Below are 15,806 nucleotides of genomic sequence, written 5' to 3'. Positions count from 1 at the left end.
ACGTTATGTTCATTGACGAGACGGGAGAACGTATGAAAAGGATCAGGAGCTTTGTCAGTTTGCTGGTTGTGCTGGTGACGATGTTGTTCTCTATGGGGACATCCCATGGGGCAGTGTGGAATCTAACTGCCCCTGGTGGTCTGGGGTATCCGGATGCGATGAAAATTGATAATTCTTTGTCGACTTCCACCGGATTCCCCTTGGGAGAAACAAACTGGTTGATTCAGTATAATACGGGAAGAAACGATTATATCGACCCCATGTTCAGAGACTGGTTGTGGTACCGGATTGGAACCATCGATAAAGAGGCTTCCTTCAGCACGCTGACTGCAGATACAGGTGTGTACAGTGATCCAAGTACTGTAACGGTGACCTTTACGGATAAACAGACCCCGCCGCGTTTCACGGCAACGGTGACCTTTTCCGTTGCAGGCAAGACTTCCTATAATTACAACTCAACCGTCAAGAAGACCATAACAATAAAAAACCTTACTTCCGCCGAACTGGATTTTCATCTGTTTTCCTATTCCGATCTGGATATCTCAAGCGGCGGCATCTCTGACAACGTCGCCATCGTCAAGGGAGAACGGGCGATCCAGACTGGCTTCGATCCCGCAAGCGGCGCAGCGGTGGGACAGACACTTATCCAGACGTCTACGCTGAAACCGAGCGCCTACTCCATTGATACACTTTCCTTCAACCCCGGTTCCATTATGGAGTCGTTGGATAAGTCAGGTCCGACGCAACTCTTTAACGATGGAGGGCCCAACTTCGAAAATACTGATATGCAGTATGCCTTTCAGTTCGACCTGAAAATTCCTGCGAGTGGCACCTCCGCTCCCTTCGATATCACCAAGAAGATGGTGGAAACAAAACCGCTACATGTCACCTACGCCCAAGCAGGGGAGTCATGCGCAAGCTATGGCGGAAACGCAACTTTCCAGCTATGTGCCGACAATACGGCAAACACCGTTGCGGCAAATAACGTAGTCATCTCACAACCACTCGACCCGGGTGTGGCAGGTAACAACCTGACCTTTGCCGGTGCGACGGATGGCGGTTCCTATGATCCTGCAACGAACTCCGTCAACTGGACAATTCCCGTACTCGCGGCTGGCGCTACGAAATGTGTCCAGTCCACGCTTACCATAAACTCAGCCGTTGATTTCTCAACGGGTGCAATGGCTTACAGCGACGAAACGTTCCCCGCCAGATATTTCAAGACAGATGCCAGCGGAAATCCCATCAAGGATATAAATGGAGTTATCGACTACAATCTGCTGACAGGCCTGTGCAACTATCCGCCTCAGATAACCTCAATCGCACCGTCAACTGCGGTCACCGGTGTGCCGTACCGCTACCAGATCACCGCCTCGGATGCCGAGACCGATCCCTTGAGCTATACACTTGTCCAGGCACCTGCCGGCATGACCATGAGCGCCACAGGCCTCATAAGCTGGGCACCAACCTACGACCAGAAAAACACCTCATTCCCCGTGACCGTGGATGTGAGCGACGGGACGTCGGTCATCCATTATACCTTCTCCATTTATGTCAACTGGCAGAATATGGTGCCGACAGCTCCCGTGATGCAGACGGCAAACGCCGTGGTGACGCAACCCCTGTCTTACCAGGTACTGGCAAGTGATCCCGATGACCAGCCGCTGACCTATACGACGGCTGATCCGCTTCCCGCCGGGTTGGCACTGAGCACAACCGGTCTGCTGAGCGGCACCCCGACAGCTGCCGGCTTGTATGTCGTCAATGTCAAGGTTACCGATACCTGGAACGCTTCAGTAACGGCACCGGTTGTCGTCGACATAAAGACAGTCGTCATCCTGCCGCCGACCATGACCGCCATACCGAACGCTACCATCACTGCCCCCGCGCCGTTCAGCTACCAGGTCGTGGCCAGCGATCCCCAGAACCAGTCCCTTGCCTACACCCTTGCCGGCAACCCCGGGGGGATGACCATAAGCGCAACCGGGCTTATCGGTTGGACGCCATCCGTCGCGGGAACCTCTACCATTACCGCGACCGCGACCAACACCAGCGGTGTAAGCACAAGCCGAACCTTCACTCTTACGGTCAACCCGGAAATAAAGCCTCCGACAGTCACGCCTATCCCGAAAACCACCATTACTGCACCTGCTGCCCTCAGTTACCAGGTTGCAGCGACGGACCCCCAGGGGCAGGCACTGACCTATACCCTGCCGGTCGCCCCTGCGGGGATGACCGTCAGCGGGGCCGGACTCATTACCTGGGCCCCCAGCGTTGCAGGGAACTACAATGTTACCGTCAGGGTGACCAACACCAGCGGGCGCTATACTGATTCATCCTTTACCCTGACCGTTAATGCGGCCCCGCAGGCCCCTACGATGAATGCCATTCCCAACGCCGCCGTTACCGCCCCTGCTGTGTTCACCTATCAGGTTGCGGCGAGTGATCCCCAGAACCAGCCCCTTGCCTACACCCTTGCCGGCAACCCCGCGGGGATGACCATCACTACATCGGGCCTGATCAACTGGCCGACTTCCGTGGCCGGCGTTTATGCCATTACGGTTACCGCGACCAACACGAGCAACCTCAGCGCCAGCAGGACGTTTACGCTGACCGTGGCCACGGGCAACCGACCGCCGTCAGTCACGGCTGCCGGCATCACCACGGCTGAAGACACTGCCAGCGCACCGGTAACGCCCAGCGTAACCGATCCCGACGCCGGCGACACCCACACCTTTGCCATCGTCACTCAGCCGGCAAACGGTACGGCGACGGTTGCCGCCAACAGGCTGGTCTACACCCCTTTCGCCAACTTTAACGGCAACGACAGCTTTACCTACCGTGCGACCGATGCCGGCGGCCTTTCCGTAGTCGGCACCGCCAGTGTAACCGTAACGCCGGTCAACGACGCGCCGGTCCTGGCCGCCATTGCGAACCAGTCCCTGACCGAGGACACGGTCAAGACCGTTCCCCTTTCCGCCACCGATGCGGACGGCGACACCATCAGCTACAGCGTCACCGTCGGGAGCGCCGCTACGGTAGCGGCCAGCATCAGCGGCAGCACTCTGACCCTGACCCCCGCTGCCAACTACAACACGACAACTCCGACCAGCTTTACCGTAACGGCCAGCGACGGCAAGGGGGGCACCAGCAGCACGACCTTCACCGCCACCGTGGCAGCCGTCAACGACGTACCTGTGGCCAACGGCCAAAGCGTCACCGTTACCGAAGACACCGCCAGGGCCATCGTCCTTGCCGGTTCCGATGCCGACAACGATCTCCTGACCTACGCCGTTGCCACCCAACCCACCAAAGGTGTGCTGAGCGGCACGGCGCCGAACCTGACCTACACCCCCAGCGCCAACGCCACCGGCGCCGACAGCTTCACCTTCACCGTCAACGACGGCACGGCAACCTCCACAGCCGCCACCGTAAGCATCACCATCACCGCCGTTAACGACGCGCCGGTAGCCTTGAACGGCACCCTGAGCGCCACCGAAGATACCGTTGCCACCGGAACACTTTCTGCCACCGATGCCGACAACACCTCCCGCACTTACAGCATCGTTGCCCAGGGGACCAAGGGGACCGTAACCATCACCAACGCCGCCACCGGCGCATATACCTACACGCCGGCAACCAACCAGAACGGTGCCGACAGCTTCACCTTCAAGGCCAACGATGGCAGCCTTGATTCCAACGCCGCCACCGTAACGGTTACCATTGCCGCCGTCAACGATGTCCCGACTGCAACCACCCAGAGCGTCAGCACCACCCGCAACACCGCAAAAACCATTACCCTGGCCGGCACTGATGTGGAGGGGAGTGCGCTTACCTACACCATCGTCAGCCAGCCGGCCCACGGCACACTGGCCGGCATAGCTCCCAACCTGACCTACACCCCGACGACCAATTACACCGGCGCCGACAGCTTCACCTTCACCGTCAGCGACGGCACGGCAACTTCGACGATCGCCACGGTCAACATCACGGTTACCTTCAGCAACGTGGCGCCGGTCGCCACCCCCCAGAGCGTCACCACCAACGAGGACACCGCCAGGGCGATAACCCTGGCCGGGACGGATTCGGACAACGATCCCCTGACCTACGCCGTTGTAACCCAGCCCACCAAAGGTGTGCTGAGCGGCACGGCGCCGAACCTGACCTACACCCCCAGCGCCAACATCACCGGCGCCGACAGCTTCACCTTCACGGTCAGTGACGGCACGGCAACCTCCACCGCCGCCGTAAGCATCACCATCACCGCCGTCAACGATGCGCCGGTCCTGGCCGCCATTGCGAACCAGTCCCTGACCGAGGACACGGTCAAGACCGTTCCCCTTTCCGCCACCGATGCGGACGGCGACACCGTCAGTTACAGCGTCACCGGCGGGAGCGCCGCCACGGTAGCGGCCAGCATTAGCGGCAGCACCCTGACCCTGACGCCGGCCGCAGACTACAACACCACGACGCCGATCAGCTTCACCGTAACGGCCAGCGACGGCAAGGGGGGGAGCGGCAGCAGGAGCTTCACCGCCGCCGTAGCTGCCGTCAACGACGTACCGGTGGCCGCCGGCCAGAGCGTATCCACCAACCGCAACGCTGCCAAGGCCATTGTGCTCACCGGTAGCGACGTGGAAGGGAGCGCCCTTACCTATGCCATCGTCAGCCCGCCTGCCAACGGAACGCTCAGCGGCGCGGCACCGAACCTCATCTATACCCCTGCCGCCAACTATACAGGCTCTGACAGTTTTACCTTCACGGTCAGCGACGGCACGGCAATCTCCACCGCCGCCACCGTCAGCATCAGCGTCTCATTCAGCAATGTCGCTCCTGTTGCCACGCCCCAGAGCGTCGCCGTCACCGAAGACACCGCCAGGGCCATCGTCCTTGCCGGTACCGATGCCGATAACGACCCGCTGACCTACACGGTTGCCACGCAGCCTGCCAAAGGTGTGCTGAGCGGCACGGCGCCGAACCTGACCTACACCCCCATTGCCAACGCCACCGGCGCCGACAGCTTCACCTTCACCGTCAGCGACGGCGCGGTAACTTCTGCCGCCGTTACCGTCAGCATCACCATCGCCGGGGTCAACGATGCTCCGGTCGTCACCAACCCCGGCGCCCAGACCAGCGCCGAAGGTGCCACCGTCAGCCTGCCGATAGCTGCCACCGACGCCGACGGCAACACCCTGAGCTACAGCGCGACGGGTCTTCCGGCCGGGCTGAGCATCAACAGCGCCAGCGGCGTCATCAGCGGCACGCTGGGTTACGCCGCCGCCGGCAGCTACAACGCCACCGTAACCGTCACCGACGGCACTGCCCCGGTAAACGTCAGCTTCATCTGGACCGTGACCGACGTCGACCGCGCGCCCACCATCACCAACCCGGGCAACCAGTCGAGCGCCGAAGGGGCGGTCGTCAACCTGAATATCGTCGCCAGCGATCCGGACGGCACCGCCGTCAGTTACACAGCCACTGGCCTTCCCGCCGGCCTTGCCATCAACACCACCACCGGTGCCGTAACCGGTACCGTAGCATTCGGTGCGGCGGCCACCAACACGGTAACCGTCACGGTCACCAGCAACGGCAAGACCGCCCAAACCACCTTCACCTGGACCGTCGTGGCCACGCCCAAGCTGAATCCGGTGATTACGTGGGCCAACCCGGCTGATATCAGCTACGATACCTTGCTGTCTTCTACCCAGCTGAACGCCACTGCCGACGTGGCCGGTATCTTCAGCTATACGCCGGCTCCCGGAACCAGGCTCAATGCCGGCAATGCCCAGACTCTGACCGCTATGTTTACGCCGGCCGACACGGCCAAGTACACCACGGTAACCAAGTCCGTCACCGTTAATGTGCTCAAGGCGAGCGCTACCGTCACCCTCTCCGGCCTGAACGCCACCTACGACGGCAAAGCCAAAGCGGTAACCGCAGCCACCAACCCGGCAGGCCTGCCTGTTTCAATCACCTATGATGGAAGTAGCCTAGTACCGACCACAGCCGGCAGTTACGCTGTAGTTGCCACGGTCACCGACTCCAATTACGCCGGCAGTGCCGGCGCCACCCTCGTGATCGCCAAGGCGACCCCGGTCGTCACCTGGGCCACGCCACCCCCGGTCGTCGTCGGGACGGCGTTGTCCGCGACACAACTGGACGCATCGGCAAACGTGACCGGTGCTTTCACCTATGCCCCGGTGGCGGGGACCGTCATGAACACCGCCGGCAGCCAATCTCTGTCGGTGCTCTTCATGCCGACAGACACGATCAACTACACCGCCGCCACCGCCACCGTGGCACTTACGGTCAATGCCGTTTCCAATCAACCTCCTGCGATGAATGGGATACCCAGCGCATCGGTGACCTCGCCCGCTGCGTTCACCTGCCAGGTCGTGGCATCGGACCCGGAAGGGCAGCCCTTGACCTATACTCTTACGGGCAATCCGGCGGGCATGACCATCTCCAGTACGGGTGCCATCTCCTGGCCGAACAGCGTGACGGGGACCTATACCATCACCGCCACGGCGACCGATCAAGGGGGCCTTTCCTCCAGCAGGAGTTTTACTTTGACCGTCACTGCAGCAACCAGCCAGGTACCGGTCATAACATCCGTTCCGATCACCACGGCGACGGTCGACAAGACATACAGCTACAATGTGGATGCCGTCGATCCCAACGGCAAGAGCCTGTACTACTCCCTGGGGGATCATCCGGATGAAATGGAAATCGATCATTCAACCGGCCTGCTCACCTGGAAACCTTCCCGTACCGGTACGTACAAGGTAACGGTACAGGTGAGAAACAGTAATTATTACAGGGCTACCCAAACGTTTGCCATCACGGTTACCGAAGGTAGCAGTTCGACGGCAACGCACACCCTGAAAATCACCTCCACCCCCGTTACGACGGCGTATAAAGGAAAACCGTATGTCTATGAGGTAAAAGCCGCAGATTCCCTGGGGCATCCTCTTACCTATTCGCTTTCCACGGCCCCCGACGGGATGAAAATCAGCTCCAACGGTGTCATAAGCTGGACCCCGTCCTATTCCCAATACGGCACCTACAGCGTCACCGTCAGGGGCAGCGACGGCACTCTGACAACAAGGCAATCGTTCTCTATTTCGGTAAGAAGCAGCTATTACCAGGCACTCAGCCATTGAATGCAAGGTCGTACCTGCATTGTTGAAAGTATGTGCCATGCACCGGTTTGAGCTCATCGCGCCGGGAATGATCTACAGATCAGCGTGACGGTTATTGAGCTCTTTTACGAGAAAAGGCCGGAAGGATAACTTCCGGCCTTTTCGCATGCAGGTACTTCCCCTCTCCTCGGCAGGTCAGACGTATCTTTCCGGTGGAGTCCCTCTTGCCTCTCCCTGCTTAACCGTTGCGGTGCCGCGCGAAAACATGCTATACAAACATGTTACTATGTGTTTTAACGAGGCCCCATGACAACATCATTTTTCCGTCGCCTCTGGGTGACGTTTTCTGCGAACGTTCTCGGTTTTTACGCTTCTTCCATCAACAGCCTGCGCGTAAAGGGTACGGAGCACATCCCTCGTCAGGGTGGGGTGCTCTTCGCGTCGAACCACATTTCCGCCGGTGATACGCTCTTCCTTCCGGCGGTGGTGGTGACGGCGTCCCCCATGAAGATGCTCTGGGCGCCGGCCAAGGAGGAGCTCTTCGAGGGGCGCATCCTCCGCTGGCTCATCTCCTCCTGGGGGGCATTCCCCGTCAGGCGGGGGCGGGACGTGCGGGCCACTCGGGTGCTGAACGACCTGCTGGCGGATCAGCAGGTGATGCTCTTTCCCGAAGGAACCCGGCACAAGGACGGCGTGCTCGGGAAGGGGAATCGGGGAGTGGGGAAGATCATCTATGATACCCGGCCGGCGGTCGTCCCCACCGCCCTCATCGGGCTCAACCACTGGAAATTCCCCGGTTCCGGCCAGAAGGGGACGGTTGTCTTCGGTCCCCCCCTGGATTTCAGCGACCTGTTCCAATTGGAAGACCGGAAAGAGACCCACCAGTTGATCGTCGACCGGGTCATGGGTGCCATTGCCGATCTCCTGAAAGCCGAGGGGGCCTACGTCAATGAAAGTTGAGATATTCAGCGACGGTGCCTGCAGCGGCAATCCGGGGGTAGGGGGGTGGGGAAGCATCCTGCGCTACGGCGATACGGTGAAGGAGCTGTCCGGGGCGGAGGGGGAGACCACCAACAACCGGATGGAGATGACCGCCGCCATCGCCGCGCTGGAAGCGCTCAAGCGCCCCTGCGAGGTGTTTGTCACCACCGATTCCCAGTACCTGGTCAAGGGGATGACCGAATGGCTTGCCGGCTGGGTCAAAAAGGGGTGGGTCAACAGCAAGAAGGAACCGGTGCTCAATCGGGACCTGTGGGAGCGGTTGCAGGCACTGGCCGCCACGCACAAAATCCACTGGGTCTGGGTGCGCGGTCACAACGGCCATCTGGAGAACGAGCGGTGCGACGAACTGGCCCGCAAGGCGATTGAGACTTACCGACGGGGCCCGGGGCCCGGGGATTAGGGGGGTCCCAGAGTTTGGCGTAGGTTGATGAGAGATGTTTACCGATCACCGATCCCTGATTACGGATTTCATATGACCTATTTCATCATCGAAGTCTCTGAGCAGGAGATAAAGCGGGAGCGGGAGAAGGCCCGCGAACTGCGCGCGTCCCCGTGGTGGAAGAACCGGCTGGCGAAGGGGGTCTGCCACTGGTGCGGGGGGACGTTTCCGCCGTCCGAGCTCTCCATGGACCACATCGTGCCGGTGATCCGCGGCGGCAAGAGCACCCGGGGGAACGTGGTGCCGGCCTGCAAGGAGTGCAACAACCGGAAGAAGCACCTGCTCCCCTTGGAGTGGGATGAGTATCTGAAAACCGTGAAAGGTGAAGAGTGAAAGGTAACGGCTATAAGACGGTAATCTACGATTGCGACGGGGTGATGTTCGACTCCTTCGAGGCGAACCTGGCCTTCTACGACCGGATCATGTCGCTCATGGGGCTTCCCCCACTGGACCGCCGCGACGGGGAGCAGATGCGGGTGCTCCACACCTACGCCAACCGCGAAGTCCTCCGCTACTTTTTCCTCGACGAGGCGCTCTTCAACGAGGCGGTCCGCGCTGCCGCCGCCATCGACTACCGGGACCTGGTGCCGTACATGCGGATGGAAGAGGGGTTCCGGGAAACTCTGGACGCGCTCGCACCACGCTATGGACTTGCCGTTTGCACCAACCGCTCCACGTCCATGGACCTGGTGCTGGAATCCTTCGGCCTTGCCCGCTACTTCGGCTGTGTCATGACCGCCAGCAAGGTGGCCAATCCCAAACCCCACCCGGAACCGCTCCTGCGCGTCATTGACCATTACGGCATCGCCCCCGCCGAGGCGCTCTTCGTCGGCGATTCCGACGTTGACCGCCAGTCAGCCCAGGCTGCCGGCGTCCCGTTCATCGCCTACAAGGCCAATCTCCCTGCCTTTGCCCGGATCGGCCGGCACGAGGAGATCCTGGAACTGCTCGGCTAGCATCTTCTCAACAGTATTTCCTTCTCGACGCAAAAAAACCGGGCGTTTTTCACCGCCCGGCTCCGTTTCCCCTCTCTTCGTGCCATTCAGATTCCCAGCACCTCCGCCAGCCTGAGAACCTCGTCCTGGGGTCGTTTTTCCCCCTTGATCACATCGGCGAGGGGGGTGGCGAGGATGGCGTTGCAGGAAAGTCCCACCATCAGCCCCTGCTGCCCCGAAATCAACAACTCCACCGCCTTTTTGCCGAAGCGGCTTCCCAGGAGCCGGTCGAAGACGGTCGGCGCCCCGCCGCGCTGGTAGTGGCCCAGTACCGTGACGCGGGTCTCGAAGCCGATGGCGTCTTTGATGGAGTCGGCGATGGTCTGGCCGTTCCCCACCCCTTCGGCGAGGATGATGATGGCGTTATCCCGCCCTTCTTCGTACCGGGCCCGGAGCTGCTGGCAGATCTCGGCCAGGTCGAACTCCCGCTCCGGCACCAGGGCGAATTCGGCGCCGGTGGCGATGGCGCTGACGCTGGCGAGGTAGCCGGAATTGCGCCCCATCACCTCGATGACGAAGGCGCGGGCGTGGGAACTGGCGGTATCCTTGATGCAGTCCACCGCGTAGATGATGTTGTTCAGTGCCGTATCCACCCCGAGCGCCATGTCGGTGAAGGGTATGTCGTTGTCGATGCTGCACGGGATGCCGATCACCGGAAAACCGAGACGGTGGAGAGCCAGCGCGCCGGACAGCGACCCGTCTCCCCCCAGAACCACGAGTCCTTCCACCCCCAGTTCCTTCAGCATGGCGAGTGCCTTCTGCTGCCCCTCCGGCGTGCGGAATTCCGGGGAGCGTGCCGACTGGAGAAACGTCCCCCCCCGGTGAAGGATACCGGAAACCACCTTGGAGTCGAGGGTGAAGCAGTCCCCCTTCATGAGTCCCAGGTACCCCTTGCGGAAACCGACGATTTCCATGTTCATCCGGAGGGCCGTGCGGACCGCGCTCCGGATGGTGGCGTTCATGCCGGAACAGTCGCCGCCGCTGGACAATATGCCGATCTTTTTCATGGTGCCTCCGGATGTAACTGCTCCGCCGTCATCGGTCGGTGCAGCTCTTGAGTTGGGCGATCTCAGCCTTGAGCCGGGCTATTTCAGCTTTCAGCAGGGCGTTTTCTGATTTAAGCCGCTCCACGTCGGACTCCTGACGGGGAACGGCGGGCGTGCTCTCCCGCTGCGCCGGAACGGCACCCTCACCGATGTCCTTCTCCGGCGCGGCCGCGGGTGGGGAGGGGGTGACGACCTTCTCCTCCTCGCCGATCTTCCTGCACCGGTCGTTGTCGTATACCTTCACGGCCTTCCGGGCGGCAAAGCACCCGCTCGGATTGAAAAGATACCGCATACCGCTGCAACTGTCGACAACTTCCGCGCGTAACGCCTTCTCTTCTTTGACGCACCGGTCATACCCGTCGCCAGCCAGCACGCTGCCTGACGAAAGAAGCACCATGGCGACCATTGCGGGCACCTTTTTCATGTTCACCCCTCTGCTTCATTCTGGTTGGAGCGGTAAGTTTATCCCCATCGGGTTTCCGTTGCAAGCCGGGCGGCCAGCGAGCGGATATGCCGGTCGTCGGTCCCGCAGCAGCCGCCAAGAATCTTCAAGGCCAGTTCACGGCGCAGACCGGCGACGGACCGGGCGAAGACATCCGGGTCTTCCTCCACCAGGCTGGCGCTGTCGTTCAGATCCTCGGGGCTCAGCGCGGCGGTATTGGCCAGCAGGCCGACAATCCGTTGCCGGACCAAGGCTGAGGAATGGGTTTCGTGCAGCAGCGCAGACCTGGCAAACGAGGCATGGGTGCAGTTGATCATATAGGCCAGCGGAGGTGGCGTCACCGCGGCATCGATGGCGGCGATGGCATCCTTCAGCGGCGTACCGTCCAACAGCGTCCCTTCCGGGCGGACAACGAAGCTGAGAACGTACGGTTGGCCGGTGGCGGCAAGGGCCACAGCCAGGCCGGTCGCCTCGCTCAACGCCGGAAGGGTGGCGGCGAGGAGAAAATCGACCCCGGCGGCGGCCAGTTTCCCGGCCTGCCAGGCGTGGAACTCCCGCGCCTCGTCAACGGCCAGGGCCTCGGCAGGACGGTAGGCATCCCCGCGACAGCTCATCAGGCCGCAGATGACGACGTTATCCGCGTACCCTCCGCAGCTTTTCCGGAGCGCATCGAGAAACCTGACGTTGTCGCCGTTCACGTCGACGCCGGCATAACCGGCCGCTTCGATCCGCTCCCGGCTTGCCCGCCAGGTTGGTGTGGAAACCAGGAGCGGCAGGCCGGCCGCGCGCCCTATCTCCAGGTACTGCCGGCAGATGGCCTCTTGCGCCGCCCGTTTCCTGTCGTCATAGATAAAGGCCGAGTTGACCAGGAACGGGTCGAGTTCCAGGTCGCCGTTGCGGCGAAGGCGCTCGATGACCGCCCCTTCGCCGAGGATGCAGGGAGAGCTCTCGAGAAATTTCGCAAAAGGGGTAGGGGGCATGTAGTGTACCTGCTCAACGGTGGTGTCCGGGGTCACCCTCCACCGTTCCGGTTGGGCCGAACCTCCGTTCCGCTCTCGAACGTGCTTTGGCGGCTTCGACAGCGCGGTTTTTGGGAGGGGCCGTGGTCACGAGCGAGCCGAGTAACCGGGAGGAGGCCGTTTCGACCTCTCTCACCGCACGATTGAACGCCGCCTCGTTCGCAGCGGAAGGCGCGGCAAAACCGCTGATCTTTCGCACGTACTGCAACGCCGCCGCGTGAATCTCATCGTCAGTCGCCGGTGGCGCGAAGTTGTACAGCGTTTTGATGTTCCTGCACACGTCGAGTACCTCCGTTTGCTTCGCTTGACGAGCTGCCCCCAAAAATTTATTCAAACCTGCACCTGTTAACAAGGGCACTGATGTACTATTCTGTATTCAGCTTACGGTTCCAAAAAGCAGAGCCGGGAGAGGAGACCGATACCCCGCTCTATCTCGGCAGCGGCCATCCCGCCGAAGCCGAGCAGAAGGTTCGTCGAGGCCGGTTCGTCCGTGGCGCAGGTGGCGCTGAACGGAAACAGGCGGATTCCCTCTCGTTCGGCCCGCTTGATGATCACTGCTTCCCCGGCATGTCCTTCGTGCAGCTGCAGGACCACGTGGAGCCCGGCCCCCTGGCCGATGACGGTAGCCCTGCTGCCGAAATGATGGGCGATGGCCCGGAGCAGGGTATCGTGCTTCTTCTGGTAGAGGATGCGCATCCGCCGGACGTGCCGCATCCAGTGTCCCTGTTCCATGAATTTTGCCATGGTTCTCTGTTCCAGCAACGGGACGGTGGAAAAATAATACCGGTACACCCCGTGGTACGCGGCGAGCAGCGGGCGGGGGAGCACCAGGTAGCTCAGGCGCAGCGCCGGGGAGAGTATCTTGGAAAACGTCCCCAGGTAGACGATGTTCCCGTCCGGTCGCAACCCCTGCAGGGAAGGGATCGGCTTTCCGTGGTAGCGGAGCTCGCTGTCGTAGTCGTCTTCCAGGATCAGGTTACCTCCCGATGCCGCCCACTCGATCAGTTTCAGCCGGTTGGCAATGGGCATCACCCACCCCAGGGGGAGCTGGTGCGATGGAGTGACATACACGATGGTGCTGCCGCTGGACGTGAGCATCTCCAGGTCGATCCCGCCCGACGCCACATTGATAGGGACGATGTCGAAGGAATTGTTCCGGAAGACCGCCCGGGGGAGGTGGTACCCGGGATTCTCCACCGCCACCGATGAATGGTTCCCCTTAACCAGGTGGGCGACCATGTCCAGACTCTGCTGCAGTCCGGCGCAGACCACGATCTGGTCCGGCTCGCAGATCACGCCGCGCGAGCGCTCCAGGTACTGTCGAATGGTGCTGCGCAATTCCCAATCCCCCTGGGGATCGCCGTACTGGGTAAGCTCGCGGGAACTCTCCCGCAGGCACTCCAGGAAACATGCGCGCCACAGCGCCGTGGGAAAGCTGGCCGGATCGAGCCGGGCAGGGTGGAAGTCGCAGGTGTAGCCTGGCGAAGGCTGGGGGAGGGTGCCCGGCGTGCGAGGCTTCGGGGACAGTGACAGCGGCGCCACATCGTGGTCGAGCACCGACACGAAATAGCCGCTCCGCTCCCTGCTGTAGATATAGCCTTCCGCATGCAGCTCCTGGTAGGCCCCTTCGACCGTGTTGCGGCTGGTCGAAAGTTCGGCGGCCAGATCCCTGACGGACGGAAGTCTGGAATTCGCGGGGAGCTTCCCCGACAGCACATGCTCGCGGATCTGGTTATAGAGTTGCTTGTATAATGGAGCAGTATCGTTACTATTCAGAATAAACACAGGCTGGTTCCCGTCATGACACACACATTAAGGAGGTAGTACCCATGATTCCCGAAAAACTGCTGGAAATACTCAAACAGGACGGTATAGTCGCCATCGCCACTCTGGGCCAGGATGGGCCCCACTTGGTCAACACGTGGAACAGTTACATCCGGATCTCCGCCGATGGCCGCCTGCTGATCCCTGCCGGTTACATGCATCGCACCGAGGCGAACGTTACCTACAACCCCGAGGTGCTGATTACCCTGGGAAGCAGCAAAGTGCAAGGGCTGCACGGTCCGGGTGCCGGCTTCCTCATCAAGGGGAAGGCCGCGTTCATCACGTCCGGACCGGATTTCGATCTGCTGAAGTCGAAATTCGACTGGTTGCGTGCCACACTGGCTGTTACGCCCGATTCGGTAACTCAGACGTGGTAGATGAAAGATAACGCCTTCAGGGTGAGCGGCGGCGAAGCCGTCCGTCTCTGCCCGTCTAGTTGGGCGTCTTTTGGGAATTATCGATTGACTCCAATAATTTTAGTTGTTACATTTATTCCATGATCATCGAGTTCGACACCGCTAAAAGGGAAAAGACGCTGTTGGAGCGGGGCCTTGATTTTGCTGATTCTGGAAAGGTTTTTCAGGGTCTTCATTTTACCGCACCCGATGATCGTTTTGATTATGGAGAAGATCGTTTCATAACCGTCGGCACTCTTGATGACCGGATAGTGGTCTTAGTCTGGACTCCAAGAAATGAGGCTCGACGTATAATTTCAATGAGGTACGCCAATGACCGCGAAATTAGCCGGTACAAAACATACCTTCGTTGATCCGGACGATGCTCCGGAACTCACCGAAGAATGGTTCGAAAAAGCAGATCTTATGGAAGGTGCTAAAGTCGTCCGTCGTGGCCGTCCGGCCGGGAAGACCAAAGAGTCACAGACAATCCGGTTTGACGTTGATGTTCTTGCAGCTTTCAAGGCTACAGGTAAAGGATGGCAGACCAGAATAAACAATGCTCTCCGGGAATGGCTGAAGGATCATCCTCAGAATCAGTCCTGAGTCTTTTTCTTCCTTTTTTATTCTTCCTTCCTTTGCCCAACGGCCCGGGAGATCACCGGCGGCTTTTGGCCGGTGCATCTTCCTGGTTATGTGATGGTTCATGAAGTGACGCCCTCCTTCATCCCGGCAACTATAGCCGAGAAATCCGCGCAAAGTCAACTCACGCACATGAAATACCTTTTACCAAAACATGAGCTGACCACACGGCATCTTCCCCTTGACCTTTCCCGATAGTCTGTTTCACTTGATGAACCAGAACATGCTGGCGAGAATGGCCCCATTCACGGCTGTAACGCATTGAACAAAGGGAGGTCTTTCATGAAAGGAAACGAGAAGGTCATCGAGCACCTGAACGCGCGGCTGGCCGAGGAATTGACCGCCGTCAACCAGTATTTCGTCCATGGGGAGATGTGCGAAAACTGGGGATACGAGCGGCTGCATGGCATGATCCGCAAGCGGTCCATCGATGAGATGAAGCATGCCGAGAAGCTCATCGCGCGCATCCTCTTCCTCGAGGGAATACCGATCGTCACCAACCTGAACAAGGTCCATATCGGCACCGAGGTTGCGAAGATGCACGCGAACGACCACAGTGCCGAAGAGTCAGCCATAAAGGGATATAACGAAAGCATCCGGCTGGCGGGAGAAGTCGGGGACAACGGCACGCGCAAACTGCTCGAGTCGATTCTCAAGGAGGAAGAAGATCATATCGATCTGATCGAGGCCCAGTTGGACCAGATCAAGCAGATGGGGGTCCAGAACTACCTGGTGGAACAGATAGACTGACAGGTCTCTGCAACGGGGAAATACCGGGGGACAGGCACGAATTGCCTGTCCCCTTTGTTTTCCCCTGACTCTGGATGTACGTTGGAAATTCTGGCTGGTGGCGGCCATCG

The 15,806-nt window shown here is 60.2% G+C and carries 14 protein-coding genes; 9 read left to right on the top strand and 5 right to left on the bottom strand.

The genetic code is table 11. The features are described from left to right. Window positions 1-341 precede the first annotated feature (341 nt). From KI810_RS13015 to KI810_RS12995, 5 genes are all read left to right on the top strand, one after another. Window positions 342-7,163 carry an Ig-like domain-containing protein gene (locus KI810_RS13015; protein WP_214175990.1) on the top strand — a complete coding sequence of 2,274 codons (6,822 nt, stop codon included), beginning with the start codon at window positions 342-344 and terminating at the stop codon, window positions 7,161-7,163. A gap of 285 nt (window positions 7,164-7,448) precedes the next feature. Further along, entirely contained in the window at window positions 7,449-8,102 is a 654-nt protein-coding gene (locus KI810_RS13010) for a lysophospholipid acyltransferase family protein (RefSeq protein ID WP_214175989.1), read from the top strand. Further along, on the top strand, window positions 8,092-8,544 hold the full coding sequence (gene rnhA / locus KI810_RS13005) for a ribonuclease HI (RefSeq protein ID WP_214175988.1): 453 nt from the start codon (window positions 8,092-8,094) through the stop codon (window positions 8,542-8,544). Before KI810_RS13010 ends, rnhA begins: the two co-directional genes overlap by 11 nt. 72 nt (window positions 8,545-8,616) lie before the next feature. Continuing rightward, window positions 8,617-8,916 (top strand): HNH endonuclease, encoded by a 300-nt coding sequence (locus KI810_RS13000; RefSeq protein ID WP_214175987.1) that lies wholly within the window; start codon window positions 8,617-8,619, stop codon window positions 8,914-8,916. After that, window positions 8,913-9,539: an HAD family hydrolase gene (locus KI810_RS12995; RefSeq protein ID WP_343213503.1), complete on the top strand. Its 627-nt coding sequence runs from the start codon at window positions 8,913-8,915 to the stop codon at window positions 9,537-9,539. Before KI810_RS13000 ends, KI810_RS12995 begins: the two co-directional genes overlap by 4 nt. An 86-nt stretch (window positions 9,540-9,625) precedes the next feature. Here the strand turns inward: KI810_RS12995 and pfkA are convergent, their stop codons facing one another. From pfkA to pdxR, 5 genes are all read right to left on the bottom strand, one after another. Beyond that, complete coding sequence (pfkA, locus tag KI810_RS12990; RefSeq protein WP_214175986.1) at window positions 9,626-10,585, bottom strand: 6-phosphofructokinase; 960 nt, start codon at window positions 10,583-10,585, stop codon at window positions 9,626-9,628. Window positions 10,586-10,613: 28 nt separating this feature from the next. Beyond that, a complete protein-coding gene (locus KI810_RS12985; RefSeq protein WP_214175985.1) occupies window positions 10,614-11,048 on the bottom strand; it encodes an FtsB family cell division protein in 435 nt (144 codons plus the stop codon). 38 nt (window positions 11,049-11,086) lie between these two features. Further along, complete coding sequence (locus tag KI810_RS12980) at window positions 11,087-12,046, bottom strand: homocysteine S-methyltransferase family protein (RefSeq protein ID WP_214175984.1); 960 nt, start codon at window positions 12,044-12,046, stop codon at window positions 11,087-11,089. A 13-nt stretch (window positions 12,047-12,059) separates the two neighbouring features. Beyond that, a complete protein-coding gene (locus KI810_RS12975; RefSeq protein WP_214175983.1) occupies window positions 12,060-12,365 on the bottom strand; it encodes a DUF2277 domain-containing protein in 306 nt (101 codons plus the stop codon). A 101-nt stretch (window positions 12,366-12,466) separates the two neighbouring features. Further along, entirely contained in the window at window positions 12,467-13,870 is a 1,404-nt protein-coding gene (pdxR, locus tag KI810_RS12970) for a MocR-like pyridoxine biosynthesis transcription factor PdxR (RefSeq protein ID WP_214175982.1), read from the bottom strand. Window positions 13,871-13,914: 44 nt separating this feature from the next. On the opposite strand from pdxR, the gene KI810_RS12965 reads away from it, so the two are divergent. From KI810_RS12965 to bfr, 4 genes are all read left to right on the top strand, one after another. Next, entirely contained in the window at window positions 13,915-14,286 is a 372-nt protein-coding gene (locus KI810_RS12965; protein WP_214175981.1) for a pyridoxamine 5'-phosphate oxidase family protein, read from the top strand. A 119-nt stretch (window positions 14,287-14,405) separates the two neighbouring features. Continuing rightward, window positions 14,406-14,678 (top strand): BrnT family toxin, encoded by a 273-nt coding sequence (locus KI810_RS17615; RefSeq protein ID WP_214175980.1) that lies wholly within the window; start codon window positions 14,406-14,408, stop codon window positions 14,676-14,678. Further along, the gene (locus KI810_RS12955) at window positions 14,638-14,910 is read left to right on the top strand and encodes a BrnA antitoxin family protein (RefSeq protein ID WP_214175979.1); all 273 of its coding nucleotides are present in this window, start codon (window positions 14,638-14,640) and stop codon (window positions 14,908-14,910) included. The genes KI810_RS17615 and KI810_RS12955 overlap by 41 nt, the downstream gene beginning before the upstream one ends. 318 nt (window positions 14,911-15,228) lie before the next feature. Then, window positions 15,229-15,696 carry a bacterioferritin gene (gene bfr, locus KI810_RS12950; protein ID WP_214175978.1) on the top strand — a complete coding sequence of 156 codons (468 nt, stop codon included), beginning with the start codon at window positions 15,229-15,231 and terminating at the stop codon, window positions 15,694-15,696. Window positions 15,697-15,806 lie beyond the last annotated feature (110 nt).

The organism is Geomobilimonas luticola, from assembly GCF_018476905.1.
GTDB lineage: Bacteria > Desulfobacterota > Desulfuromonadia > Geobacterales > Geobacteraceae > Geomobilimonas > Geomobilimonas luticola.
This window is presented reverse-complemented; position numbering and strand designations above follow the sequence as displayed.